Genomic DNA, 25,260 nt, shown 5'->3' on the forward strand with positions numbered 1-25,260 from the left:
GCGGAAATTATGAAACTACTGAAAGAACTTGATTTTATCCATAATAAAAAGGTCATTCTGGCTCTGAATATAACGGCCGTGCTGCTGATCTTCCCTTTTCTAGCCCTCTTTACTTGGATTGCCATTCTGATGTATGGCAAGGGCAGCGAAGTTTTTCATTTCTTTGATTTATTCTACCTCCTTGTTCTAATGGTCATCCATGAACTGATCCACGGCTTTTTCTTCAAGGTCTTGGGGGATGAAAATACCAAGGTCAAGTTTGGTTTTAAAAGCGGCATGGCCTATGCGACCAGCCCAGGCAGTCGTTACAGTCGGAAAAGGATGCTCGTCATTATCCTGGCACCATTCTTTCTGATTAGCCTAGCCCTGACCTTGATCTATGCCTTGCATATTCTGACTGCGGCTTCTTATATCGTCCTTGCTAGCTTCCATGCAGCCGGCTGTGCAGGAGATTTTTTCCTGGCTGTCGCTATTCTTCAGCAGCAGGGTGATATAGCTGTTGAGGATACGGAAGTCGGTATTAATATTTATCAAAAGGAGAGTACAAAATGAACAACTTCAAATCAATTGCTTTAGGACTTGTAAAATGGATAGGCTTAATTGCTCTTAGCCTCCTTATAAATGTTGCTCCGATGCTATTCTTAAGGCTCGGGAAGAATTTACCTATTTATGCAGAAATCTTATTGGTAGCCTTGTATCTGATTTTAGTTTTCCTGATTTTTCGTAGCTTGTGGCGGCGTTATCAGAAGCATGTGCCTGAAGAAAAGAAAAAATTCAAACAGTCTGGCAAGGACATCGGTTTTGCTTTTCTATTCTTTTTCCTTGCCAGAGTGGCTGCTATTGTCGGTGTTTATCTCAATCTCATCCTGAGCGGCAATTCCCAGACCAGTAATGACAGCGCCATACAAGGGCTGGGGGGAATGATGTCTTCGCAGCATATCTTCTTTGCCTTGCTCTTTGTTGCAACGATTGCTTTTATCGCTCCTATCATGGAAGAACTAATTTTCCGCGGTTTTGGAACTGCCTTCTTTTTCAAAAATAATCAAAAAGTTTTGCCTGCTATTGTGACTTCTGTGGTCTTCACTCTGCCTCATATCACTCAATTGACAGAGTTTCCAATTTATTTTGCACTTGGACTGGTTTTATATTTATCCTATGCTCGTCGGGGGAATATAAAAGATTCCATGTTGGTTCATATCCTGAACAATCTTCCTATGGCTATAATACTGCTGCTAGCTATGTTTCAGTAAAGCAAACTATAAGGAGTCACTATGAAATTAAAAACTTTTCTTACTAATTTTGGCCTTTATATTCTTGTCCTCTTGGCCTATTTCTATATATTTTCGGCTATAGTTCTCTTCACTATGGGTTCTCTGACAGGAGGAGCTTCTCAACTATTGATTTTGCCGATTTTTGTCATACTTGCAAGTCTCTATTCTTTTGCCATGTGGAAATGGTACCAGAAAGATTTGAAACTGGAAATCAAAAATACCAAGCTGACCAGCTCTATCTGGCTTCCCAGCGTCCTCTTGCTTGCTTTTATCATCTTCCAGCAGCTCGTTCCTATTGAATCTTCTGCCAATCAGAACACTGCTGTACAATTGATTCAGCAGCAGCCAGCCTTTGCCTTCCTATACATGGTAATCTTTGCTCCTATTCTTGAGGAGTTGCTGACACGAGGATTTTTGGCTAAGTTTCTCTTTCCCAACCAAAATAGTTTGGCGAAAAACCTGCTCTATTTAACTGTATCTGCCAGTTTTTTCTCCCTTCTGCACATGCCGGGCAATCTAGTCCAGTTTCTGGTTTACTTCATCTTGGGAGCAATCTTCGGCCTAGGCTATCTAGCTAAGAAGGACCTACGTTACTCAATGGGCCTACATTTGGCCAATAACCTCATTGCCTTTGTTCTCATTGTCTTCTTTTAATAGAAAAACGAAATATAAGACAGCACTTCTAAAGTTAGACAGAAAAATCTAACGTCAGAAGTGTTTTTCTGTGGAATGGATTTTAAATACTAAACTGCTTTTCTGGTCTTTCGAAAGCCAGCAGTTTCAAATTCTTGTGAAAGTGTTTTCCAGATGGTATAATGAGCTATCAAATGAAAAGAGGTTTCCTTATGTCTAAAGTTCTATTAATTGTCAACCCTAGCTCGGGAGGCGAAAAAGCCAAGTCCTATGAAGACTTGGCAAGGGAAAAGCTGGCAAAATGTTTCGATGAGGTAGTGGTCAAGCATACTGAAAAAGGCGGAGACGCAGCAGCTTTTGCTAAGCAAGCAGCAGAAGACCATTATGATAGCGTCTTTGTCATGGGCGGCGATGGAACAGTCAATGAAGGAATCAGCGGCCTGGCTGAACTAGACTATCGTCCGACTTTTGGTTTCTTTCCACTTGGTACAGTCAATGATTTGGCGCGTGCTCTCGGCATTCCCCTGGACGCTGAAGAAGCCATTCAGAATCTGGATATCAACAAAGTCAAGCCACTTGATATCGGCAAGATTAATGACCAGTACTTTATGAATGTGGTTGCCATTGGAACTATTCCTGAGTCGATTAACAATGTGGATTCTGAAGACAAGACCAAGTGGGGCAAGTTTGCCTACTTTATCTCTGGCTTCAAGCAGTTGATGGATACTAGTTTTTACGAATTTCGCTTAAAGATCGATGGAGAAGAGCGCACGATAAAGAGCAGCACACTCTTGATTGGCTCTACCAACTCTATCGGAGGTTTCGAGAGCATTCTCCCTGAAGCCACTGTTAATGACGGCTTGCTCCATCTTTTGTATCTTAAGGATAAAAATCTCTTGGACACCTTGGTTTCTGTGCCGGATTTGATTTCGGGCAATGGTGAAGAAAGTGATAATATCGAGTATCTGACCTTCAAGGAAATCACAGTTGAGTTGGCTGATGATAAGGCAGAGCTCAGCGTCAACGTTGACGGAGATGAGGGCGACCAACTGCCAGTAACGATTCGTGTCTTGCCATCTCATTTGAATGTGTATTACTAATTATTTTGGAAAATTCAGAAAAGCTAGATGATGTGTTTTATCTGTTCTCCTTTCTAGTTTAGATTACAAAACCCCTCTTTCCGTATTTTGGAAAGAGGGGTTCTTTGTCTTATAAACCGTAATTATAGTCGTCATCCTGCATGGCTTCAACTTCGCCTAGCAGGTAGCCGTTACCTACTTGAGAGAAGAAGTCATGGTTAGAAGTGCCGGTTGAGATACCGTTCATGACGATAGGATTGACATCGTCCGCTGAGTCTGGGAAGAGGGGATCCTGTCCCAGGTTCATCAGAGCCTTGTTGGCATTGTAGCGCAGGAAGGTCTTGACCTCTTCGGTCCAGCCGACTGTGTCATACAGGCTTTCAGTGTAGCCTTCTTCATTTTCATAGAGGGTGTAGAGCAGGTCATACATCCATTCTTTGAGTTTTTCTTGCTCGTCTTTTGGTAGTTCGTTAAAAGCTAGCTGGAACTTATAGCCGATATAGGTTCCATGGACAGACTCGTCGCGGATAATTAGCTTGATAATCTCAGCAACGTTAGCCAGTTTGTTATTACCCAGATAGTAGAGCGGAGTGAAGAAACCAGAGTAGAAGAGGAAGGTTTCTAAGAAAACGCTGGCTATTTTCTTTTCCAGAGCTGTACCGTTCAGGTAAATCTCATTGATAATCTCAGCTTTCTTTTGCAGGTATGGATTGGTGTTGGTCCAGTCAAAGATTTCATCGATTTCTGACTTGGTGTTGAGCGTAGAAAAGATAGAAGAGTAGGACTTGGCGTGAACGGACTCCATAAATTGGATGTTGTTGAAGACAGCTTCTTCGTGAGCAGTGCGTACATCCTTGCGCAGGGCATCCACACCAGACTCAGACTGGAGGGTATCCAGCAGGGTCAGGCCACCGAAGACCTTGCCAACCAGGTCTTTTTCCTTGTGGGACAGCTTTCTCCAGTCATCCAGGTCATTGGATAGGGGAATCCGCGTATCCAGCCAGAATTGCTCAGTCAGTTTTTCCCAGGTGGACTTATCGATGACATCTTCGATAGCGTTCCAGTTAATGGCTTTATAGTAAGTTTGCATTCTTTCTCCTTTAGTAGATGGTACGACCTGATGTGGTATCAGCTATCACTTCTTGGATACTGTCCCAATATTTCACGATTTTACCTTCCTGCCCATAATGAGGAAAGTAAAATTGTGGCATGGTCGAATTTCCTTTTCTTTTTCTAAAATCTCTTGTTAGATGACACAGCTTTCACATTGGTTGGCACCTACTTCGCCACCATCATCAGTAAAGGTACGGACGTAGTAGATGGACTTGATTCCCTTGTTGAAGGCATAGTTACGCAGGATAGAAAGATCGCGGGTTGTCTGCTTGCTTTCTTTTTTCCATTCGTAGAGGCCTTTAGGGATATCGCTGCGCATAAAGAGAGTCAGGGAAAGTCCTTGATCCACGTGCTCAGTTGCGGCTGCATAGACATCGATAACCTTGCGCATGTCCATGTCATAAGCACTGGTGTAGTAAGGGATAGTCTCGGTTGACAGACCAGCAGCGGGATAGTAGATCTTACCGATTTTCTTTTCTTGACGTTCTTCGATCCGTTGAGTGATTGGATGAATTGAAGCAGAAACGTCGTTGATGTAGCTGATAGAGCCATTTGGTGCAACAGCCAGGCGGTTTTGGTGGTAGAGACCATCAGCCTTGATCTTGTCGCGCAACTCTGCCCAATCTTCTGCAGATGGGATAAAGATGCCAGCGAAGAGTTCTTTGACACGATCAGACTTAGGTACAAATTCACCCGTCAGGTATTTGTCAAAGTAAGTTCCGTTAGCGTAATCAGATTTTTCAAAGTTATGGAAGGTCACGCCACGCTCGCGAGCGATATTGTTAGACTCGACTAAAGTCCAGTAGTTCATGAGCATGAAGTAGATGCTGGTGAACTCTACAGCTTCCGCTGATCCATAATCGATCAACTGCTGAGCTAAGTAGCTGTGCAGTCCCATAGCTCCCAGACCAAAGGTGTGCGCCAGACTGTTACCATTGTCAATAGATGGCACAGCTGTGATGTGCGAGCTGTCTGTGACAAAGGTCAAAGCGCGTGTCATAGTTCGGATGGATTTTCCGAAGTCAGGCGAAGTCATCATGTTGACAACGTTAGTAGAGCCTAAGTTACATGATACATCTGTTCCTAGGTGAAGATACTCTTGCGCATCATTCAAAAGGCTAGGTTCTTGCACCTGCAGGATTTCAGAGCAAAGGTTACTCATGACGATTTTACCGTCAATTGGATTTGAGCGGTTGGCCGTATCAATGTTTACGACATAAGGATAGCCAGATTCTTGTTGGAGTTTGGAAATCTCTGTTTCCAAATCACGAGCCTTGATCTTGGTCTTAGTGATATTTGGATTAGCGACCAACTCATCGTATTTTTCAGTGATATCAAGGTAGGCAAATGGTACACCGTACTCGCGTTCAACAGAATATGGGCTGAAGAGGTACATTTCTTCATTTTTACGCGCTAATTCGTAGAACTTATCCGGAATGACGACACCAAGTGAGAGGGTTTTAACCCGAACTTTTTCGTCAGCATTTTCTTTCTTGGTAGAAAGGAAGGCGATGATATCTGGGTGGAAGACATTGAGGTAAACAACCCCAGCTCCCTGACGTTGGCCCAACTGGTTAGAGTAAGAGAAGCTGTCCTCGAAGAGTTTCATAACAGGAACAACCCCAGATGCAGCTCCCTCATAGCCCTTGATAGGTGCTCCAGCTTCCCGCAGATTGCTGAGGGAAATACCGACCCCGCCTCCGATACGAGACAATTGCAGGGCAGAGTTGATGGAGCGGCCGATAGAGTTCATGTCATCTGTTACTTGGATGAGGAAGCAGGAAACCAGTTCACCGCGACGAGCCCGACCAGCGTTGAGGAAGCTTGGTGTCGCCGGTTGGTAGCGTTGGTGGATAATTTCATTGGCAATATCCTTGGCAATGGCTTCATCTCCGTTGGCAAAGTAGAGGGCGTTGAAGAGTACCCGATCTTCCATGCTTTCCAGATAGTATTCACCATCATTGGTCTTCAGTGCATACTGGTTGTAGAACTTATAAGCAGCCATGAAAGATTTAAACTTGAAATCTTGAGCATGGATAAAAGTAGTCAGCTCCTCGATGTATTCCGGAGAATAGAGCTGGATAAATTCCTTTTCCAAATAGTTTTCTTCTATTAAATATTTAATCTTTTCTGTGATAGAAGAAAATTGCTTGGTGTTTGGCTCAACGTTTTCTTTAAAAAAAGCTTTTAAGGCTTCTTGATCTTTATGAAGCATAATCTGACCATTAACTGGACGGTTGATTTCGTTGTTGAGTCGGAAGTATGTTACATCCTCTAAATGTTTGAGTCCCATGTTTTTCCTTTTCTATATAAATAAGATAATTAGCTAGCGGAAAAATATCCGCCTTACAAAAGAAACGGCCCCTATGAGCATAGGAGCTGCAGTTTGCCCTGATAATATGTCTTTTAGTTTATCTCCCAATCAAGGCGCGCCGCCCTCAAAATAAACTACATTAAGATAGTTTTTTCAATTTACCAGGTTGGAAACCAGAAAATGCCTCAGTTGCTGTCTGAATCACAGGAGCAGCGTTGAAACCAAGATCTTTGACATGGTCAATGAATTCTGGCTGTTCATCCAAGTTGATTTCGCGGTATTCTACATGATTAGTATCTAAGAAGCGCTTGGTCATTTTGCACTGAACGCAGTTGTTTTTTGAGTAAATAGTTACCATTAAAAATTCCTCTAAACTTTCGTTTTTTCTTTTAAATAATACGAAACTAGTATATCTAAAAGAAAATAGAATGTCAATAGTTTTGAACTAAATATTGTGTGATATTTTGTTATAGGATAGATTACAATACAATATATAGTGTTTGTATAAGCGGTGAAAAGAAGTGAAAAATTGCAGAAAAGGAGCAAAATGCTGTTGCGGCAATGCTTAAACAAGTCTTAAAATGTTAGATAAATGACTGGTAGCTTTTCCTCCCAAAAACCAAAATCCAATATCTTGTGTTACAGAATTTAGGGAATCACTAGGAGGAGTGGAGGGAGGAGTTTATATTCTTAATTTATGGAAATTAAGAATATAAAAATAAGAAATTTATGATTAAAAACTTGGTGGAAGCCATTTTTGAATAAAGCTTGGGGAATGTGGGATTTAGCTCGAAAATTCTCTCTTCAATATAATAAGAAGAGTTTTCATTTCCCAAGAAATATTTTGTAAGCGGGCTATAAAATTCTTGAAAAAGATTTCAAAAGGTGATATAATATCAACTTGTAAGGGTTATCACAATAACTCAAAAAGAATTATTTAAAAGGAGAGTCTAACTATGGCTTCTAAAGATTTCCACATTGTAGCAGAAACAGGTATTCACGCACGTCCAGCAACTTTGTTGGTTCAAACTGCTAGCAAATTCGCTTCAGACATCACGCTTGAATACAAAGGTAAATCAGTAAACCTGAAATCCATTATGGGTGTTATGAGTCTTGGTGTAGGTCAAGGTGCAGACGTAGTTATCTCAGCTGAAGGTGCAGATGCAGACGATGCCATCGCTGCAATCTCTGAAACAATGGAAAAAGAAGGATTGGCTTAATATGACAGAAATGCTTAAAGGAATTGCAGCATCTGACGGTGTTGCCGTTGCTAAGGCATATCTATTAGTTCAACCGGATTTATCATTTGAGACTGTTTCAGTCGAAGATACGAATGCAGAAGAGGCTCGTTTGGATGCAGCTCTTGAAGCTTCACAGAACGAGCTTTCTGTTATCCGTGAGAAAGCAGTAGATAGCCTTGGTGAGGAAGCCGCTCAGGTGTTTGACGCTCACTTAATGGTACTTGCTGACCCTGAAATGGTTGGGCAAATCAAAGAAACAATCCGTGCGAAAAAGACCAATGCAGAAGCTGGTCTGAAAGAAGTAACGGACATGTTTATCACTCTCTTTGAAAACATGGACGACAATCCATATATGCAAGAGCGTGCGGCTGATATCCGCGACGTGACAAAACGTGTTCTTGCTAACCTTTTGGGCAAGAAATTGCCAAACCCAGCGTCTATCAATGAAGAATCAGTTGTGATTGCTCATGACTTGACTCCTTCTGATACAGCACAGCTGGATAAGAAATTTGTTAAAGCTTTTGTAACCAATATCGGCGGCCGTACAAGCCACTCTGCTATCATGGCACGTACGCTTGAAATCGCAGCAGTATTGGGAACTAATAACATTACTGAGCTTGTAAAAGACGGCGATGTGATTGCAGCTAACGGTATCACTGGTGAAGTGATTATCAACCCAACTGAAGAGCAAATCGCAGCATTTAAAGCAGCTGGTGAGGCTTATGCTAAGCAAAAAGCTGAATGGGAATTGCTTAAGGATGCTCAGACTGTGACTGCAGATGGCAAGCACTTCGAATTGGCAGCCAATATCGGTACGCCAAAAGACGTTGAAGGTGTCAATGCTAACGGTGCAGAAGCAGTTGGTCTTTACCGGACTGAGTTCCTTTATATGGATTCTCAAGACTTCCCGACAGAAGATGAGCAGTATGAAGCATACAAGGCTGTGCTTGAAGGCATGAATGGAAAACCAGTAGTTGTTCGTACAATGGACATTGGTGGAGATAAGGAGCTTCCTTACTTCGATATGCCACATGAAATGAACCCATTCCTTGGTTTCCGTGCTTTGCGTATCTCTATCTCTGAAACTGGCGATGCTATGTTCCGTACACAAATCCGCGCTCTCTTGCGTGCTTCTGTACATGGACAATTACGTATCATGTTCCCAATGGTAGCCCTTCTGACAGAATTCCGCAAAGCTAAAGCGGTTTATGACGAAGAAAAAGCTAAGTTGCAAGCTGAAGGCGTTGCAGTAGCAGACAATATCCAAGTAGGTATCATGATTGAAATCCCAGCAGCAGCTATGCTCGCGGATCAATTTGCCAAGGAAGTAGACTTCTTCTCTATCGGTACTAACGACTTGATCCAGTACACTATGGCTGCTGACCGGATGAATGAGCAAGTCTCTTACCTCTATCAACCTTACAACCCATCTATCCTTCGCTTGATCAACAATGTTATCAAGGCAGCTCATGCTGAAGGTAAATGGGCAGGTATGTGTGGAGAAATGGCCGGCGACCAAACTGCGGTGCCATTGCTCGTAGGTATGGGCTTGGATGAATTCTCTATGAGTGCGACTTCTGTCCTTCGGACTCGTAGCCTCATGAAGAAGCTGGATACGAAGAAGATGGAAGAACTGGCTCAGCGTGCACTGACTGAATGTGCAACGATGGAAGAAGTTCTTGAGCTTGAAAAAGAATATCTGGACTTCGATTAATCTGAAAAATTAAGATCAGGGAGATTTTCCTGGTCTTTTTTGTTTTCTTCAGGGGCATAGTGAAGTTTGTGAAGAAAGTTGAAATCAAAGAAAATAGAAATAATCAGATATAATATGAACAAACTTAGACAATCTATCTTAATTGTGAAAAAATTCTTTAAATTTATAACTTTTGGTTGAAATTTTCAGAAAATTTGGTAAAATAATATTTAATAACATTTTGGAGGGGACACGTGACACAATATAAAAACTATATAAATGGAGAGTGGAAAGTTTCTGAAAATGAAATTACCATCTCATCTCCTATCAACAATGAGATTTTAGGAACTGTGCCTGCCATGACTCAGGCAGAGGTTGACTATGCGATGGCAAGCGCTCGTGCGGCTTTGCCAGCTTGGCGAGCTCTTTCAGCAGTTGAACGTGCATCTTATTTGCATAAGGTTGCGGATATTTTGGAGCGCGATCAGGAGAAGATCGGTGAAATTCTTGCAAAAGAAGTTGCCAAGGGTATCAAAGCGGCAGTCGGAGAGGTAGTCCGGACAGCAGACTTGATTCGCTATGCGGCTGAAGAAGGCATTCGTATTCACGGTCAGGTTATGGAAGGTGGCGGCTTTGAAGCTGCCAGCAAGAAAAAATTGGCTGTGGTTCGTCGTGAGCCTGTAGGAGTTGTACTGGCCATTGCGCCATTTAACTACCCAGTCAACCTGTCTGGTTCCAAAATTGCTCCTGCCCTTATCGGCGGAAACGTCGTGATGTTTAAGCCACCTACTCAAGGTTCAATTTCTGGTCTGGTCCTGGCTCAAGCTTTTGCTGAGGCTGGTCTGCCTGCTGGAGTTTTCAATACCATCACAGGACGTGGTTCAGAAATCGGGGATTACATCATTGAGCATAAGGAAGTAAACTACATTAACTTTACTGGTTCCACCCCAATCGGTGAGCGCATCGGTAAGTTAGCTGGTATGCGTCCAATTATGTTAGAATTGGGTGGTAAGGATGCTGCAGTTGTGCTGGAAGATGCTGACTTGGAGCATGCAGCTAAGCAGATTGTTGGCGGGGCATACAGTTATTCCGGTCAGCGCTGTACGGCTATTAAACGTGTCATTGTCATGGAGAGCGTAGCGGATAAATTAGCGGCGCTGCTTCAGGCAGAGGTAGAGAAGTTGACGGTTGGTAATCCCTTTGATAATGCGGATATCACACCAGTCATTGATAACGCATCAGCAGATTTCATCTGGGGCTTGATTGAAGATGCTCAAGAAAAGGGAGCGTCAGCCTTGACAGAAATCAAACGTGAAGCAAATCTCATCTGGCCTGCCTTGTTTGACCATGTGACACTGGATATGAAATTAGCTTGGGAAGAGCCATTTGGTCCTGTTCTTCCGATTATTCGTGTGACTTCCGTTGAAGAGGCTATTCAGATCTGTAACCAGTCAGAGTTTGGTCTTCAGTCTTCAGTCTTTACAAATGATTTCCCGAAAGCATTTGAAATTGCTGAGAAACTGGAAGTGGGTACTGTACATATCAATAATAAGACCCAACGTGGTCCAGATAACTTCCCATTCCTTGGAGTTAAGGGATCTGGAGCAGGAGTGCAAGGGATTCGTTACAGTATCGAAGCGATGACACAAGTGAAATCCATCGTGTTTGATGTGAAATAATGAGAAAGGCGGCTTTGTGCGGCCTTTTTTCTTACCTTGATGAACTTGTAAATTGAACAAGATTATCGAATCATTTGAAAAGAATCAAGCATTTATATGTTTAATTGCTTATTATTTTAAAATGTAAATTTACATATTGGTCTATATCTTTATGAAAATTTTCATCTTTTTCTTGTTTTGGACAGCTCTATATTTAGCGAAAAAGGAATAAAAACATACTTAGAGGCACAAAATGCAGTGTTTTCTCTCTCATTTATTACTAATTTTAGCTAATGTTCGGTTTTAGTGATTTTCCGTAAGGATATTTGAAATTTACTTGAAAAAGAGATAAAAATAATGTAGAATAGTATTATAGAAAACGCTTACAAATAGAAAGGTGATTGCATGGATAAGAACGAAGCATTAAGAACCTTTACAACAGGTGAAAACTTTCATTTGCAGCATTATCTAGGTGCGCATCAGGAAGAAGTGGACGGCAAGTCTGGCTACTCATTCCGTGTTTGGGCGCCTAATGCTCAGAGTGTACATTTGATTGGAGATTTCACCAATTGGTATGAAGAGCAGATTCCAATGGTCCGAAATGAAGCGGGCGTTTGGGAAGTCTTCACGGAGCTGCCTAAGGAAGGAGATATTTACAAGTACAATATCAAGCGCAGCAGTGGTCAGGAAATTTTGAAAATTGATCCGCTGGCTATCTATCTGGAAGAGCGTCCGGGCACGGGAGCAGTTATTCGCACTATTCCTGAGAAGAAGTGGAAAGACGGTCTTTGGCTGGCACGCCGGAAGCGCTGGGGCTTCTTCTCTCGGCCGGTCAATATCTATGAAGTGCATGCTGGTTCGTGGAAACGCAATGAAGACGGCAGTCCTTATAGCTTTGCCCAGTTAAAAGAAGACTTGATTCCGTATCTGGTGGAGATGAACTACACGCATGTGGAATTCATGCCGCTTATGGCTCACCCGCTGGGACTTAGCTGGGGCTATCAGCTCATGGGCTACTTTGCCTTTGAGCATACCTATGGTACACCTGAGGAGTTTCAGGACTTCGTCGAAGAATGCCACTTAAACAATATCGGTGTCATTGTGGACTGGGTACCAGGTCACTTTACTATTAATGATGATGCTCTGGCCTACTATGACGGGACACCGACTTTCGAGTATCAGGATCACGATCGGGCTCATAACTATGGCTGGGGTGCTCTCAACTTTGATTTAGGTAAAAATCAAGTTCAGTCTTTCTTGATTTCCAGCATTAAATTCTGGATTGATTTTTATCATCTGGACGGGATTCGAGTTGATGCTGTCAGCAATATGCTCTATCTGGACTATGACAGCGGCCCATGGCAGCCAAATAAAGATGGAGGCAATCGCAACTATGAAGGTTATTACTTCCTGCAACGCCTCAATACGGTCATTAAGCTAGCCCATCCTGATGTCATGATGATTGCAGAGGAAAGCTCCTCAGAGACCAAGATTACTGGTATGAGAGAGCTGGGTGGTCTTGGATTTGACTACAAGTGGAATATGGGCTGGATGAATGATATCCTTCGCTTCTACGAAGAAGATCCGATTTATCGTAAGTACGATTTTAATCTAGTGACCTTTAGCTTTATGTACGCTTTCTCTGAAAACTTCCTCCTGCCATTCTCGCATGATGAAGTGGTTCATGGCAAGAAGAGTCTTATGCACAAGATGTGGGGTGACCGTTACAATCAATTCGCAGGGCTCCGCAACTTGCTGACCTATCAGATTTGCCATCCAGGCAAGAAATTGCTCTTTATGGGTTCGGAGTTCGGTCAGTTCCTAGAATGGAAGTCAGAAGAGCAACTAGAATGGTCGAATCTGGACGATCAGATGAACAAGAAGATGCAGGGCTTTACTGCTGCACTCAATGCCTTCTATAAAGACAATCGTCCGCTTTGGGAGATTGATCTGAGCTACGATGGCATCGAAATCATTGATGCGGATAACACTGATCAAAGTGTCCTCTCCTTTATCCGTAAGACAGAAAAAGGAGATATGTTAGTTTGTGTATTCAATATGGCGCCGGTAGAGCGGAAGAACTTTACCATTGGTGTTCCAGTGGAAGCCATTTATGAAGAAGTATGGAACACTGAATTAGAAGAATGGGGAGGTGTTTGGAAGGAACATAACGAAACAGTTCAGTCTCAAGAAGGACTTTGGAAAGATTATCCACAGACCTTGACCTTTACGCTGCCAGCTCTTGGAGCCAGCATCTGGAAGATCAAGCGTCGGATTGCTCGAAAAAATGTTAAAAAAGATTCCACAAAGGAGTAATAGTCTATGAAGAATGAAATGCTAGCTTTGATTCTTGCTGGCGGGCAAGGAACTCGTCTTGGAAAGCTCACACAGAGTATCGCAAAACCAGCGGTACAGTTTGGCGGCCGCTATCGTATTATTGACTTCGCCTTGTCTAACTGTGCCAACTCCGGTATTCACAATGTCGGTGTCATTACTCAATACCAACCACTAGCTCTGAACAGTCATATCGGAAATGGTTCTAGCTGGGGGCTCGATGGTATTAACTCAGGCGTGTCCATTCTTCAGCCTTATTCTGCGAGCGAAGGAAATCGTTGGTTTGAAGGTACCAGCCATGCGATTTATCAAAATATCGACTATATTGACAGCATCAATCCTGAATATGTCCTGATTTTGTCTGGGGACCATATCTACAAGATGGACTATGATGACATGCTTCAATCTCACAAGGACAACAATGCCAGCTTGACAGTAGCCGTTCTGGATGTGCCTCTCAAAGAAGCCAGCCGTTTTGGTATTATGAATACAGATGCTAATAATCGGATTGTTGAATTTGAAGAAAAACCAGAACATCCTAAGTCAACCAAGGCTTCTATGGGGATTTATATCTTTGACTGGCAGCGTCTGCGCAATATGCTGGTAGCTGCTGAAAAGAGCAATGTGGATATGTCTGACTTTGGTAAGAATGTTATCCCTAACTACCTAGAATCTGGCGAAAGCGTTTATGCTTATGACTTTGCAGGCTATTGGAAAGATGTTGGTACAGTAGAGTCTCTCTGGGAAGCCAACATGGAATACATCAGCCCAGAAAATGCTCTAGATAGCCGCAATCGTCGCTGGAAGATTTATTCTCGCAACTTGATTTCTCCGCCAAACTTCATCAGTGAAAATTCCCATGTGGAAGACTCGCTGGTCGTTGATGGATGTTTCGTTGACGGTACAGTAAAACACTCTATTCTTTCTACTGGTGCTCAAGTCAAAAAGGGCGCAGTCATTGAAGACTCTGTCATCATGAGTGGAGCTGTTATTGGCAAAGACGCTAAGATCAAGCGGGCCATTATCGGCGAAGGTGCTATCATCTCTGATGGTGTAGAGATTGATGGCACAGAGGAAGTATATGTTGTCGGATACAACGAGAAAGTGGGGGTACCAAAAGATGAAGATTGATAAATACTCAGCAATTTTAGGAAACACAGTCGGCTTCCATGATATGTCAACTCTGACAAATCATCGTCCAGTAGCCAGCTTGCCATTCGGTGGGAAATACCGCTTGATTGACTTCCCGCTTTCAAGTCTTGCCAATGCTGGTATCCGCAGTGTCTTTGGTATCTTCCAACAGGACAATATCAGCTCTGTCTTTGACCATATTCGTTCTGGCCGTGAGTGGGGTCTGTCTACCTTGCTCAGCCACTATTACTTGGGAATTTACAATACCCGTGTAGAAAGCTCTACAGTCGGTGAGGAATACTATAAGCAGCTTTTGACCTACCTGAAACGTTCTGGTTCCAACCAAACGGTCGCTCTTAACTGCGATGTCTTGGTTAATATTGACCTCAATCAAGTTTTCCATTTGCACAATACAACAGAACAGCCAATCACAGTTGTCTATAAGAAATTGCATAAGGAAAATATTTCGGATGTGAATGCTGTCCTAGATATTGACGAAACAGACCATGTCAGAGGGCATAAACTCTTTGATGGCCGAGAAGATGCTGAGCTCTTCAATATGTCTACAGACATCTTTGTGGTGGATACTCCATGGCTGATTGAAAAGCTGGAAGAAGAAGCTAAGAAAGAGCATCCGCAAAAGCTGCGCTATGTCCTGCGTGATTTAGCAACTCAGGAAGGGGCATTTGCCTACGAATATACAGGCTATCTGGCAAATATCTATTCTGTAGAGACCTACTACAGATCTAATATCGATATGCTTGAAAGTAAGAAATTTTACTCTCTCTTCAGTCCGAACCAAAAGATTTACACCAAGGTTAAGAATGAAGAGCCAACTTACTATGCTGAGTCTTCAAAAGTATCTCGCTCCCAGTTTGCGTCAGGAAGTATTGTGGAAGGTGAGGTCATCAATTCTGTGATTTCACGGAATACCAAGATTAAGACTGGAAGCAGTGTCAAACACAGTGTTCTCTTCCCTCGAGTGAAAGTTGGAGAAAATGCAACTGTCGAGTACGCGATTGTGGACAAGGGTGTTGAAATTGGCGAAGGAGTGGTGATTCGCGGAACTGCAGAAGACCCAATTGTAGTCAAGAAGGGCCAAAAAGTTACAGAGGACATAATTTGATGAAGATTTTATTTGCAGCAGCAGAAGGAGCCCCATTTTCTAAGACAGGTGGTTTGGGAGACGTTATCGGCGCTCTCCCCAAATCACTGGTTAAGGCTGGCCATGAAGTTGGTGTCATTCTGCCTTACTATGACATGACTGATGCCAAATTTGGCGACCAAGTGGAAGACCTTTTCTATTTTGAAGTCAGCGTTGGCTGGCGCCGCCAGTATGTTGGGGTCAAGCGACTGGTCTTGAACGGTGTGTCCTTCTATTTTATTGACAATCAGAATTATTTCTTCCGCGGCCATGTTTACGGGGATTTTGATGATGGTGAGCGCTTTGCATACTTCCAGTTAGCAGCAGTAGAGCTGATGGAGCGGATTGATTTCATTCCGGATGTTCTGCATGTTCACGATTATCATACAGCTATGATTCCTTTCTTGGTTAAGGAAAAATACCATTGGATTCAAGCATATCAGAATATCAAGACTGTCTTGACCATCCATAATCTGGAGTTCCAAGGTCAATTCCCTGACAGCATGCTTTGGGAACTGTTTGGAGTGGGCTATGAGCGCTATGCAGACGGAACCCTGCGTTGGAATGACTGTCTCAACTGGATGAAGGCTGGTATTCTATATGCAGACCGAGTGACGACTGTATCACCAAGCTATGCAGGTGAAATCCGTACACCAGAATTTGGTTGCAATTTGGATCAAATCCTGCGGATGGAGTCTGGTAAGCTGGTCGGAATTGTCAACGGTATAGATACAGATATCTATAATCCAGAAACGGATCCGCTATTAGCCCATCACTTTAACAAATCTGACTTATCTGGTAAACTAGAAAACAAGCGGGCTTTGCAAGAGAGAGTTGGTCTGCCTGTGCGTGATGATGTGCCTGTTGTTGGAATTGTTTCCCGCCTGACGCGTCAGAAAGGCTTTGATTTGGTAGTGGAAGAGCTGCATAATCTCCTCCAGGAAGATGTGCAGGTTATCCTCTTGGGAACAGGGGATCCAGCTTTTGAGCAGGCTTTCGCTTGGTTTGGTCATGCCTATCCTGATAAGCTTTCAGCTAATATTCTCTTTGATGTAACCTTGGCTCAGGAAATCTACGCTGCCAGCGATATTTTCCTCATGCCAAGCCGCTTCGAACCTTGTGGCCTGTCACAAATGATGGCCATGCGCTACGGAACCTTGCCTTTGGTGCATGAAGTGGGCGGTCTGCGTGATACCGTCGAGCCTTACAATATCTATACAGGACAGGGAACGGGCTTTAGCTTCAATAACTTTTCTGGCTACTGGCTGACTTGGACCTTCAAGGAAGCGATCAAGCTTTATGCCGATGACAAGGAAGCTTGGAAATCTCTGCAAGAGCAGGCGATGGAGAGAGACTTCTCTTGGGATACAGCCAGCAAGGCTTACAGTGATTTATATCAATCACTCCTATAACATTTACTTCGGAATCAGTATAAGCAAATCCTCTCTTGCCCATGGGACAAGGGAGGATTTCCGTGAGACTTACATTTTTATATATTATCATACTGTGTTGGAGCCCTGTTTTCAGCTTGTGGCTGAAGCGAGTGCTTCCCATCTTGATTGAAAAAAGTATTCCTGCGTTTAAAAACTGTTTCCCGCTATTAAGAAAGGGAGATAACCACCCACCATGGAACTGACAAAAGAACGTTTTATTAGAGATTTTAAGGATATTCTACATGAAAGACAGCTGATTAAGGTTGCTGATGCGACTTCAGTGGAGCTTTTTCAAGCTCTGGCCAGCACTGTCCGCAAGTATATCACGCCCCTGTGGCTAGAGCGCCGCAATCAGTTGATTGAGCAGCAGCAAAAGACAGCTTATTACTTTTCTATCGAGTTTCTTCCAGGACGCATGCTGGAAACAAATCTGCTCAACTTAGGTATCCTTGATACGGTTAAGGAAGGCTTTGCCGATTTGGGCGTTGACTTTGAAGATGTCAAGAATGCTGAGTATGACATGGCCTTGGGCAATGGCGGTCTGGGTCGCTTGGCGGCTGCCTTCATGGACTCGCTGGCAACCACTGGCTATCCAGGATTTGGAAATGGGATTCGCTATCGCTATGGCCTCTTTAAGCAACGCATCGTAGATGGCTATCAGGTAGAAATTCCTGATGCTTGGTTTGGCAGTCTAGGCAATGTCTGGGAGACCCGTAAGGACCATGATATTGTTGATGTTAAAATCTTCGGAAATGTTTCCCTCCATGCTAATGAAAAGGGCCGGATTGTGCCACTTTATGAGAATTCTAAAACCTTGCGGGCCGTTCCTTACGATGTGCCGCAGATTGGCTTTGGCAATGATAATGTCAATAATCTCCGGCTTTGGGATGTTGAAATTCCAGAGGAGCATGAACTGGACTATCCGACCATTGAGGCTCGTCGCCGGGTGCAAGACATCACTGCCATTCTCTATCCAGACGACTCTAGCTACGAAGGAAAAGAGCTGCGCCTGATCCAGGAATACTTCATGACCAGTGCAGGTCTGCAGACCATTATCAAATCCTACCTCAAGCAAGGTCGTCCGCTCAAAGATATTCATGAGAAGGTCTCTGTCCATATTAACGATACTCACCCAGCTGTTGCACCGGCTGAGTTTATGCGTCTCTTGGTGGATGAGTACGACCTGGAATGGGCAGATGCTTGGAATGCTACGGTTAAAACCATGAGCTATACCAACCATACCATTCTGTCTGAGGCCTTGGAAAAATGGGATGCAGAGCTTTTTAAGAATGTCCTGCCGCGGGTTTATCAGATTATCCTAGAAATCGACAACCGCTATGTAGCTGAAATGGCTGGACGCAGCCTTGATCCGCAAGTCATCGAAAACACTCGGATCGTCAAGGACAATCAAATCCACATGGCCCACTTGGCTATCATTGGCGGTCATTCAATCAATGGTGTTGCTAAACTCCATACAGAACTGCTCAAAGAAGACACCTTGCGTGATTTCTACAGCATTTACCCAGAGAAGTTTAATAACAAAACCAACGGGATTATCCAGCGCCGCTGGCTGCAAATTGCGGACCAGCCTCTGTCAGCTGAGATTGATAAGCTGATTGGTAAGGGCTGGAGAAGTGATATCCATGAGCTGCGTAAGCTTTTGGAATTCAAGGATGATCCGCAAGTGCTGGGCGATTTTTATCGAGTGAAGCAAGAAGCTAAGGCTCGTCTGGCTGACTTCATCAAGGAATCAACAGGAGTGGAAGTTTCTACAGAAGCCATCTTTGATGTCCAGGTGAAACGCCTCCATGCCTACAAGCGTCAGCTACTCAACCTGCTTCATATCATCAAGCTCTACTGGGACCTCAAGGACAATCCTGACAAGGATATGGTACCGCGCGTCTTTATCTTCGGTGCCAAGGCTGCTCCAGGCTACCACTTTGCCAAGTCGGTCATTAAGCTGATCAATGAAGTGGCTAATCTGGTCAACAAGGATGAAAGTCTGCAAGGTAAACTCAAGGTTGTTTTCCTAGAAAACTACCGGGTCAGCCTGGCTGAGCTCATCATTCCAGCTGCGGATGTATCAGAGCAGATTTCTCTGGCTTCCAAGGAAGCTTCTGGTACTTCCAACATGAAGTTCATGATGACAGGTGCCATTACCTTGGCTACTCTGGACGGAGCCAATATCGAAATCAAGGACGAGGTCGGTGACGACAACATTGTTATTTTCGGGATGGACAAGGACCAAGTTTACGAGCACTATGCCCGCCACGATTACTACTCACGCGGTGTCTATGAAAGCAATCCAGATATTCGCCGAGTGGTCGATACCTTTGTCAACGGCACCATTCCAAACGTCCGTGAAGAAGGATCTGAAATCTACGAAGCCCTCATCACCCACAATGACGAATACTTCCTCTTGGAAGACTTTCATGCCTATATAGAAGCTCAAGAGAAGATTGATGCTCTCTATCGTGACAAAGAAAAATGGGCCCGCATGAGCTTGATTAATATCGCTACATCTGATAAGTTTACCTCAGACGATACCATTGAGCAATATGCCAAGGAAATCTGGAACTTGGAGAAATAATATTCTTCAGAAAACATGAACACTAAGAGATTGGGGCCTGGGCCTCAGTCTCTTTCGCTATCTATCTACCATATTGTCTAGAAATATGCTATAGTAGAGGAAGTATGAGAGTCCAACTTTTAGAAAAGCAGGGTAAGCAAGTATGAAAGACTACACGATTTTTTATCAACAATTAACAACTCCTTTTCGCAGTCGCCCTCAGTGGCTGAAAGGGTTGGCTTACTTCAATCGGGGAATGACCCTCTTCATACCTATCGTTTATGGTCTCGTTCTAATCAGTGCCTTTCTGACGGAAGGTTGGAAAGGGTTGCTTACTTTTTTCTTCTTACCAGCGATTGGATTTGGTCTGTTGTCAGCTATTCGTAAACGGCTGAATCAAGCACGCCCTTACGAGAAATGGGCTATTCAGCCCTTGCTGGCCAAGGATACATCAGGTAAATCCATGCCCAGCCGCCATGTCTTTTCGGCGACAGTGATTTCCATGGGCTTGCTCTACTTTTTCTGGCTGCCGGGGCTTATCTGCCTCTTACTTTCAGCAGGGCTGGCCGTAGTGCGCGTGATTGGCGGCGTGCACTATCCAAAGGATGTGCTGGTCGGTTATCTTTGCGGCATTTGCTGGGGATCTTTACTCTTTTTATTATAAAAGGCTTGATTTCAGCAGAGAGTAGACAAAGGACTTCCAGCTATATTATAATGAAAGCAGTAACAACTGTTTCGACACCAAGGATTATTCCTTGCTGGATCTAAAAAATATTTAAGGAGAAAACTATGTCAGAACCATTATTTCTACAGTCTGTGATGCAGGAGAAGATTTGGGGCGGGACCAAGCTGCGCGATGTTTTTGGCTATGAGATTCCCAGCGACCATGTAGGAGAGTACTGGGCTATCTCGGCTCATCCTAATGGTGTGTCAACCGTCAAGAACGGGCGATTTGCCGGCCAGAAGTTAGATGTTCTCTATGCCAAGCACCGTGAGCTTTTTGGCAATCGCCCAGAGCCAGTCTTTCCGCTTTTGACCAAGATTTTAGATGCCAATGACTGGCTCAGTGTTCAGGTCCATCCTGATGATGCTTATGGACTAGAGCACGAAGGGGAGCTTGGTAAGACTGAATGCTGGTATGTCATTGCTGCAGACGAAGGAGCAGAGATTATCTATGGTCACAATGCCAGGAGCAAGGAAGAGCTGCGCCAGCAGATTGAGAGCAAGGACTGGGACCATCTCCTGACGAAAATCCCAGTCAAAGCTGGTGACTTCTTCTATGTGCCAAGCGGCACCATGCATGCCATTGGATCAGGTATTCTGATTTTAGAAACTCAGCAGTCCAGTGACACAACCTATCGTGTCTATGACTTTGATCGCAAGGACGATGCTGGTAATCTTCGCGAGCTGCATTTAGAGCAGTCGATTGATGTTTTAACTATCGGTGAGCCAGCCAATAGCCGTCCTGTTACCATTCAGGCAGATAGTTTGACTTCTACTCTTTTGGTGGCCAATGACTTCTTTGCTGTTTACAAGTGGGATATCGCTGGTTCGGTTAATTTTAAAAAGACAGCAGACTATAGCTTGGTCAGTGTCTTGGAAGGTGTCGGTGGGCTAGAAGTTGATGGAGCTGTCTACCAAATCGAAAAAGGAGAGCATTTCATCCTGCCTAGTGATGTCAAAGAATGGACCTTAGCTGGAGATTTGCAGTTGATTGTCAGCCATCCATAATCGTAGAAAAATCAAGAGCAAATAATCATTTTGCTCTTTTTTCTTTAAACAAAGTATAAATTTCTAATTATCTTTTTATATTTTCTTAAATGCTCGTAAAGCCTTATTCTATGTGCTTTCGAGTATTTTTACTGTTGGAAGATACTTCACGTTTCCTTATATATTTCCTCATGAATTGACTGTCAGAAGTGGTAAATTAGTAGTAAATTCATCTGTACTACTAAGCAACAAGACGTTCCTGCTGTTTCTTTTTTTCCAAGCGGTTCATCTCTGCCATAGCAGAATCGAATGTAGCATGTGCGTAATAGTTCAGCGTCATGTTTATATTCGCATGCCCCATAATGTACTGCAATGCTTTTGGGTTCATTCCTGCATTTGCATAGTTAGTGCAGAACGTATGACGCAAAATGTGTGGAGTGATATGGGGTAGCTTATCCTCATGATATTTATTGTATTTCTTGACAAGGTTTTTCAACATACCATTGTAATCACTTGCCACTTTAGGATAGTCTTTCCCATTGAGAAAAAGGAAATTACTATAACCATCAATCACAACACATTTACGGTTCTTCCGATTCGCCAGCACTCGCTGAAACGCTTGATAGGCTTCTTCAACCATAGGAACTTGTCGTTCGCCACTTTTAGTCTTGGGAGTTTCAATGTAGTATCCATTTTCAGTATCTCGTAGTAACTGATGGTCTACCTTGACAAGACGATTTTCAAAATCCAAATCTGGAAGTGTCAGACCGCCAAACTCTGAAATACGAAGACCCGTTTTTAAGAGTATCAGGATTTCATCATAATTCTTGCTGTAGGTCTTATCAGCTTTCGCAAAGGATAACAGCTTTTCTTCCTGCTCCGTTGTCAATGCGACTTTAGGAACAGTATCATCATCAATGACGGTATTTAGCTGGAAGTCAAAGGGATTCTTCCGAACACAATCGTCTTCAATCGCAATATAGAATGAAGCCCTTAAAGAACGCTTATAGTTATTGATGGTTTGATAAGCATATCCATCTTCACTCATTCTAATCGCCCATTCTTTAGCGTCAGACGGTTTAATGCTGTCTATGCTCCTTGCACCTAACTTGTCATTTGTCAAAATATCCATCAGATATTTCCGTCCAGTTTGCGTGCCTTTCTTCACATTGGGTCTTTGAGCATTCTGCTTTGCGTAAAGCTGACAAAGTGTCATTTTCTTTCCTACAACATCAATGCCATCATGAATGTCTTTCAGTAGCTCCGCAACTTTTTCCCGAAGAGGAACACAATCACGCTTTCCTGCTGGTACTCTGTCTGTAGCCACCAGTTTCCATGAGTAGATAAATTGCGGTTCTCCAAATGAATCTACATATTTATATAAGTATCTTCCGTCTTTTCGTTGGCTCTCCCCAGTCTTTAAAATGCGACCTTTATTGTCACGTCTTTTCTCTGACATGGCTTTCGCTCCTTTCCAAAATGGAAAGAGCCTTGATACGACTTAATGCTATTTTATCATATCCAAGACCCTTTGGCGACGCTAGATTGCGTCCAATTTATCAATAATTTTTTCAAACTGTTTTCGCTTTATCTGAATACGATTGCCATTCATAATCAGCCAATCAGCATTTTTATTTTCATCTGCCAAACGACGGAGCTTATTTTCGCCAATACGGAAATACTTAGACGCTTCTTCAATGGTCAGGGTATAACGCTCCCAGATAGGAATATCTGTCTGCTTCATAAAATCCTCCTTTCCCAATCACACGTTAGATTTCATAAAAGTAGTTTTACAAGCAATCGAACAGCTTTAGCAAAGCTCACGGGAGTTCCACCCTTGCACGGTTCTCGTCCAACTGTACTCATTGCCTGCGACGCTTTTAACGCTCGGACTATGACGATACAGGAGTATCATTATTACGATAAGAATGTCTTCGCTGGCAATCCTGCTAAAGATTACTTCTCGGATCACTGACATGAATCGCTCGCTATCTTTACAGGGCAGGTCATGGCGGTCAGCTCCGTTGGCTCTTTTCTTATCGAAATGTATTCGACTGCTGTTATTCAGTTTTCAAAGAACAGATGGCTTGTCAGCCTATCAAAACATACTGAAAGACAATATGCTTTGATGGAATAACAAACCTCCCCAATCGGGAAGTATGGAAAGCTCGTCCGCACTTCCACGAAAAGAGAGATAAATCGGTGCTACTCAATCTCAAATGACAGGATTTTTGTAATCAACCTGGTTTCCATTCGTCCACGTAAGACCTCATCAACGACCATACTTTGATTGCCATATTCATCTTTCATCAACCGTAGAGAGCGTTTAGCAATGTACCCTCTGTAATAATGTAGAATCTGGTTAATCGCTTCTGTATCGCCATCACAAGCCTTTACAATCAATGGGAATGGAATTCTGGAATATTCTTTTCTCATTCTTCGTTTTCCTCCTCCATAAACTTCTTGATTAAGGCTAGTCCGCTCATTCTATGCCGATAGACAGTAGAGCGGTTCAATTTCAGTAAATCCGCTATTTCTGAATCGCTCATGTCCATAAAATAGAACAGCAGTAGGATTTCACGCTTCTTGTCTGGCAATTCTTTTAGTGCTTCACTCAACAAATCATTTTCGATACCAACCGAAACATCAGTGAGCGTAAAAATTTGAAAATCAGATGAATAGCTGTCTGTCGTCGCAAATTGGTTGACGAGATATTCGCCAATATCCGAAAAGGACACTTCACGCTTTGCCAGCCTTGAAAGATAAAGGAAATAATTCTTCCGCTCATCGTCCATAGCTCGCATACAGATAAAATCAAACTGATGTTCAATTCTCTCTTGAAAAGAAGATGGTTTCATGTTTCTCACCCCCTTTCTTTTGAAAGGAAGTGAGCTTTGCTCTTTTATCTCCTTTCACTCTTACTCCCAATGTGAAAGGGGGATTTGTTGCATTAAGAATTGAAAAAACTTTAAAAATTATCCATAGATACAAAAAAAGCACATAGACAGATTGATTTATCTGTTTATATGCTTTAATTGTTCTTGCTATATGATGTATAAAACCACATCGATAGACGTATTTATCTATTGCTGGTGGATAACTTTTTTTGATAAGAACCCAGTAACAGGAATAAGATTGTATGTAATATATCTCATGGCAACTTCGACCTCCAACGAACCGCCATTTGAAAGTGAGAATTACGTTTTTACAGCACAAATAGCACTACCAAACAACGGCTTTTTTTTATTGGAGTTGAGTAGTGCTTGTATTAATATATAAACCTTAGGAACTCACAAACTATATAACACGTTTTTCTATACCTGTTTCAAATTTAATAGGAACAGTAAAATGTATAGAGGTGGTCTATTATGCGTAAAAAAGAAGATAAATTTGATTTTAGAGCCTTTGGTTTAGCAATCAAAGAAGCTCGAATGAAACGAGGTTTGACTCGTGAACAAGTGGGAGCATTAATTGAAATTGACCCACGCTATTTAACTAATATTGAAAATAAGGGGCAACACCCTAGCATACAAGTTCTTTATGACCTTGTATCATTACTTGATGTGTCCGTTGATGAATTCTTCTTACCTCGTAATGATCTGGCGAAAAGCACCAGAAGATTACAGGTAGAAAAACTACTGGATAGCTTTACAGACAAAGAACTATCCTTAATGGAATCTTTAGCCAGCGGTATCAACGAAGCAAGAAACATCGAAGACTAATTAAAAGAATCCATACATAACGGAAAGAGCCGATAAAATGAGATTGTATTAATCTCATTTTATCGGCTCTGCGTCTTTGCGTCTGGCTCTGTAATCACAGTTACTTTGAACTGCTTTATTTCAATTAAATTTTCTTGTCTGCATTTCGGACAATAGAGGGGGAATTTTTTTAATTCAGTATCTTCCCTTATCTTTAATCGTGTTTTATTTCCACA

Annotated in this window: 23 protein-coding genes; 15 read left to right on the forward strand and 8 right to left on the reverse strand. The window is 42.8% G+C overall.

Annotation, left to right across the window (positions count from 1 at the left end; genetic code table 11):
* Positions 1–9: 9 nt before the first annotated feature.
* The 4 genes from K1I80_RS06135 to K1I80_RS06150 all read left to right on the forward strand — a co-directional run bounded on the left by K1I80_RS06135 (position 10) and on the right by K1I80_RS06150 (position 3,004).
* The gene (locus K1I80_RS06135; RefSeq protein WP_223313283.1) at positions 10–552 is read left to right on the forward strand and encodes a DUF3267 domain-containing protein; all 543 of its coding nucleotides are present in this window, start codon (positions 10–12) and stop codon (positions 550–552) included.
* On the forward strand, positions 549–1,250 hold the full coding sequence (locus K1I80_RS06140; RefSeq protein ID WP_223313284.1) for a CPBP family intramembrane glutamic endopeptidase: 702 nt from the start codon (positions 549–551) through the stop codon (positions 1,248–1,250). Before K1I80_RS06135 ends, K1I80_RS06140 begins: the two co-directional genes overlap by 4 nt.
* Positions 1,251–1,271: 21 nt before the next feature.
* Entirely contained in the window at positions 1,272–1,925 is a 654-nt protein-coding gene (locus K1I80_RS06145) for a CPBP family intramembrane glutamic endopeptidase (RefSeq protein WP_223313285.1), read from the forward strand.
* Positions 1,926–2,086: 161 nt separating this feature from the next.
* Positions 2,087–3,004, forward strand: a complete 918-nt coding sequence (locus tag K1I80_RS06150; RefSeq protein ID WP_223313286.1) for a diacylglycerol/lipid kinase family protein — start codon at positions 2,087–2,089, stop codon at positions 3,002–3,004.
* A gap of 109 nt (positions 3,005–3,113) precedes the next feature.
* On the opposite strand, the gene nrdF is transcribed toward K1I80_RS06150, so the two are convergent.
* From nrdF to nrdH, 3 genes are all read right to left on the reverse strand, one after another.
* Positions 3,114–4,073: a class 1b ribonucleoside-diphosphate reductase subunit beta gene (nrdF, locus tag K1I80_RS06155; protein WP_223313287.1), complete on the reverse strand. Its 960-nt coding sequence runs from the start codon at positions 4,071–4,073 to the stop codon at positions 3,114–3,116.
* 156 nt (positions 4,074–4,229) lie between these two features.
* Positions 4,230–6,389 (reverse strand): class 1b ribonucleoside-diphosphate reductase subunit alpha, encoded by a 2,160-nt coding sequence (gene nrdE / locus K1I80_RS06160; RefSeq protein WP_223313288.1) that lies wholly within the window; start codon positions 6,387–6,389, stop codon positions 4,230–4,232.
* A 160-nt stretch (positions 6,390–6,549) separates the two neighbouring features.
* Positions 6,550–6,768 carry a glutaredoxin-like protein NrdH gene (nrdH, locus tag K1I80_RS06165; protein WP_002897920.1) on the reverse strand — a complete coding sequence of 73 codons (219 nt, stop codon included), beginning with the start codon at positions 6,766–6,768 and terminating at the stop codon, positions 6,550–6,552.
* Positions 6,769–7,366: 598 nt separating this feature from the next.
* Between nrdH and K1I80_RS06170 the strand changes: the two genes are divergently transcribed.
* The 10 genes from K1I80_RS06170 (at position 7,367) to manA (ending at position 21,344) form a co-directional block, all read left to right on the forward strand.
* Positions 7,367–7,630: a phosphocarrier protein HPr gene (locus tag K1I80_RS06170; RefSeq protein ID WP_002929889.1), complete on the forward strand. Its 264-nt coding sequence runs from the start codon at positions 7,367–7,369 to the stop codon at positions 7,628–7,630.
* Position 7,631: 1 nt separating this feature from the next.
* On the forward strand, positions 7,632–9,365 hold the full coding sequence (gene ptsP, locus K1I80_RS06175) for a phosphoenolpyruvate--protein phosphotransferase (RefSeq protein WP_002896016.1): 1,734 nt from the start codon (positions 7,632–7,634) through the stop codon (positions 9,363–9,365).
* Positions 9,366–9,598: 233 nt separating this feature from the next.
* Positions 9,599–11,023, forward strand: coding sequence for an NADP-dependent glyceraldehyde-3-phosphate dehydrogenase (locus tag K1I80_RS06180; RefSeq protein ID WP_223313289.1), 1,425 nt, complete (start codon positions 9,599–9,601; stop codon positions 11,021–11,023).
* 384 nt (positions 11,024–11,407) lie between these two features.
* Positions 11,408–13,318, forward strand: a complete 1,911-nt coding sequence (glgB, locus tag K1I80_RS06185; protein ID WP_002932948.1) for a 1,4-alpha-glucan branching protein GlgB — start codon at positions 11,408–11,410, stop codon at positions 13,316–13,318.
* 6 nt (positions 13,319–13,324) lie between these two features.
* Positions 13,325–14,467 carry a glucose-1-phosphate adenylyltransferase gene (locus tag K1I80_RS06190; protein WP_002897914.1) on the forward strand — a complete coding sequence of 381 codons (1,143 nt, stop codon included), beginning with the start codon at positions 13,325–13,327 and terminating at the stop codon, positions 14,465–14,467.
* On the forward strand, positions 14,457–15,593 hold the full coding sequence (gene glgD / locus K1I80_RS06195; RefSeq protein ID WP_223313290.1) for a glucose-1-phosphate adenylyltransferase subunit GlgD: 1,137 nt from the start codon (positions 14,457–14,459) through the stop codon (positions 15,591–15,593). Before K1I80_RS06190 ends, glgD begins: the two co-directional genes overlap by 11 nt.
* The gene (gene glgA, locus K1I80_RS06200; RefSeq protein ID WP_223313291.1) at positions 15,593–17,023 is read left to right on the forward strand and encodes a glycogen synthase GlgA; all 1,431 of its coding nucleotides are present in this window, start codon (positions 15,593–15,595) and stop codon (positions 17,021–17,023) included. The genes glgD and glgA overlap by 1 nt, the downstream gene beginning before the upstream one ends.
* A 214-nt stretch (positions 17,024–17,237) precedes the next feature.
* Entirely contained in the window at positions 17,238–19,634 is a 2,397-nt protein-coding gene (locus K1I80_RS06205; RefSeq protein ID WP_223313292.1) for a glycogen/starch/alpha-glucan phosphorylase, read from the forward strand.
* A 142-nt stretch (positions 19,635–19,776) separates the two neighbouring features.
* A complete protein-coding gene (locus K1I80_RS06210) occupies positions 19,777–20,277 on the forward strand; it encodes a phosphatase PAP2 family protein (RefSeq protein WP_223313293.1) in 501 nt (166 codons plus the stop codon).
* A 125-nt stretch (positions 20,278–20,402) separates the two neighbouring features.
* Positions 20,403–21,344, forward strand: a complete 942-nt coding sequence (manA, locus tag K1I80_RS06215; protein ID WP_223313294.1) for a mannose-6-phosphate isomerase, class I — start codon at positions 20,403–20,405, stop codon at positions 21,342–21,344.
* A gap of 220 nt (positions 21,345–21,564) precedes the next feature.
* On the opposite strand, the gene K1I80_RS06220 is transcribed toward manA, so the two are convergent.
* The 4 genes from K1I80_RS06220 to K1I80_RS06235 form a co-directional block, all read right to left on the reverse strand.
* The gene (locus K1I80_RS06220) at positions 21,565–22,782 is read right to left on the reverse strand and encodes a tyrosine-type recombinase/integrase (protein WP_223313295.1); all 1,218 of its coding nucleotides are present in this window, start codon (positions 22,780–22,782) and stop codon (positions 21,565–21,567) included.
* A gap of 81 nt (positions 22,783–22,863) precedes the next feature.
* Positions 22,864–23,067 carry an excisionase gene (locus K1I80_RS06225; protein WP_000814510.1) on the reverse strand — a complete coding sequence of 68 codons (204 nt, stop codon included), beginning with the start codon at positions 23,065–23,067 and terminating at the stop codon, positions 22,864–22,866.
* Positions 23,068–23,528: 461 nt separating this feature from the next.
* Entirely contained in the window at positions 23,529–23,759 is a 231-nt protein-coding gene (locus K1I80_RS06230) for a helix-turn-helix domain-containing protein (protein WP_001224508.1), read from the reverse strand.
* Positions 23,756–24,181 carry a sigma-70 family RNA polymerase sigma factor gene (locus K1I80_RS06235; RefSeq protein ID WP_000804877.1) on the reverse strand — a complete coding sequence of 142 codons (426 nt, stop codon included), beginning with the start codon at positions 24,179–24,181 and terminating at the stop codon, positions 23,756–23,758. Before K1I80_RS06235 ends, K1I80_RS06230 begins: the two co-directional genes overlap by 4 nt.
* Positions 24,182–24,691: 510 nt before the next feature.
* Between K1I80_RS06235 and K1I80_RS06240 the strand changes: the two genes are divergently transcribed.
* Positions 24,692–25,045 (forward strand): helix-turn-helix domain-containing protein, encoded by a 354-nt coding sequence (locus K1I80_RS06240; protein ID WP_223313296.1) that lies wholly within the window; start codon positions 24,692–24,694, stop codon positions 25,043–25,045.
* 59 nt (positions 25,046–25,104) lie between these two features.
* On the opposite strand, the gene K1I80_RS06245 is transcribed toward K1I80_RS06240, so the two are convergent.
* Positions 25,105–25,260, reverse strand: a 156-nt coding sequence (locus tag K1I80_RS06245) for a cysteine-rich KTR domain-containing protein (RefSeq protein ID WP_115893081.1), incomplete at its 5' end; no start/stop codon positions are given.

The sequence above is a fragment of the Streptococcus sanguinis genome, assembly GCF_019929225.1.
In the GTDB taxonomy this organism is placed as follows: Bacteria; Bacillota; Bacilli; order Lactobacillales; family Streptococcaceae; genus Streptococcus; species Streptococcus sanguinis_J.

Coding starts and splice junctions, on each gene's coding strand:
- K1I80_RS06135 (WP_223313283.1), top strand. CDS start 10: ATGAAACTACTGAAAGAACTTGATTTTATCCATAATAAAAAGGTCATT.
- K1I80_RS06140 (WP_223313284.1), top strand. CDS start 549: ATGAACAACTTCAAATCAATTGCTTTAGGACTTGTAAAATGGATAGGC.
- K1I80_RS06145 (WP_223313285.1), top strand. CDS start 1,272: ATGAAATTAAAAACTTTTCTTACTAATTTTGGCCTTTATATTCTTGTC.
- K1I80_RS06150 (WP_223313286.1), top strand. CDS start 2,087: ATGAGCTATCAAATGAAAAGAGGTTTCCTTATGTCTAAAGTTCTATTA.
- nrdF (WP_223313287.1), bottom strand. CDS start 4,073: ATGCAAACTTACTATAAAGCCATTAACTGGAACGCTATCGAAGATGTC.
- nrdE (WP_223313288.1), bottom strand. CDS start 6,389: ATGGGACTCAAACATTTAGAGGATGTAACATACTTCCGACTCAACAAC.
- nrdH (WP_002897920.1), bottom strand. CDS start 6,768: ATGGTAACTATTTACTCAAAAAACAACTGCGTTCAGTGCAAAATGACC.
- K1I80_RS06170 (WP_002929889.1), top strand. CDS start 7,367: ATGGCTTCTAAAGATTTCCACATTGTAGCAGAAACAGGTATTCACGCA.
- ptsP (WP_002896016.1), top strand. CDS start 7,632: ATGACAGAAATGCTTAAAGGAATTGCAGCATCTGACGGTGTTGCCGTT.
- glgB (WP_002932948.1), top strand. CDS start 11,408: ATGGATAAGAACGAAGCATTAAGAACCTTTACAACAGGTGAAAACTTT.
- K1I80_RS06190 (WP_002897914.1), top strand. CDS start 13,325: ATGAAGAATGAAATGCTAGCTTTGATTCTTGCTGGCGGGCAAGGAACT.
- glgD (WP_223313290.1), top strand. CDS start 14,457: ATGAAGATTGATAAATACTCAGCAATTTTAGGAAACACAGTCGGCTTC.
- glgA (WP_223313291.1), top strand. CDS start 15,593: ATGAAGATTTTATTTGCAGCAGCAGAAGGAGCCCCATTTTCTAAGACA.
- K1I80_RS06205 (WP_223313292.1), top strand. CDS start 17,238: ATGGAACTGACAAAAGAACGTTTTATTAGAGATTTTAAGGATATTCTA.
- K1I80_RS06210 (WP_223313293.1), top strand. CDS start 19,777: ATGAAAGACTACACGATTTTTTATCAACAATTAACAACTCCTTTTCGC.
- manA (WP_223313294.1), top strand. CDS start 20,403: ATGTCAGAACCATTATTTCTACAGTCTGTGATGCAGGAGAAGATTTGG.
- K1I80_RS06220 (WP_223313295.1), bottom strand. CDS start 22,782: ATGTCAGAGAAAAGACGTGACAATAAAGGTCGCATTTTAAAGACTGGG.
- K1I80_RS06225 (WP_000814510.1), bottom strand. CDS start 23,067: ATGAAGCAGACAGATATTCCTATCTGGGAGCGTTATACCCTGACCATT.
- K1I80_RS06230 (WP_001224508.1), bottom strand. CDS start 23,759: ATGAGAAAAGAATATTCCAGAATTCCATTCCCATTGATTGTAAAGGCT.
- K1I80_RS06235 (WP_000804877.1), bottom strand. CDS start 24,181: ATGAAACCATCTTCTTTTCAAGAGAGAATTGAACATCAGTTTGATTTT.
- K1I80_RS06240 (WP_223313296.1), top strand. CDS start 24,692: ATGCGTAAAAAAGAAGATAAATTTGATTTTAGAGCCTTTGGTTTAGCA.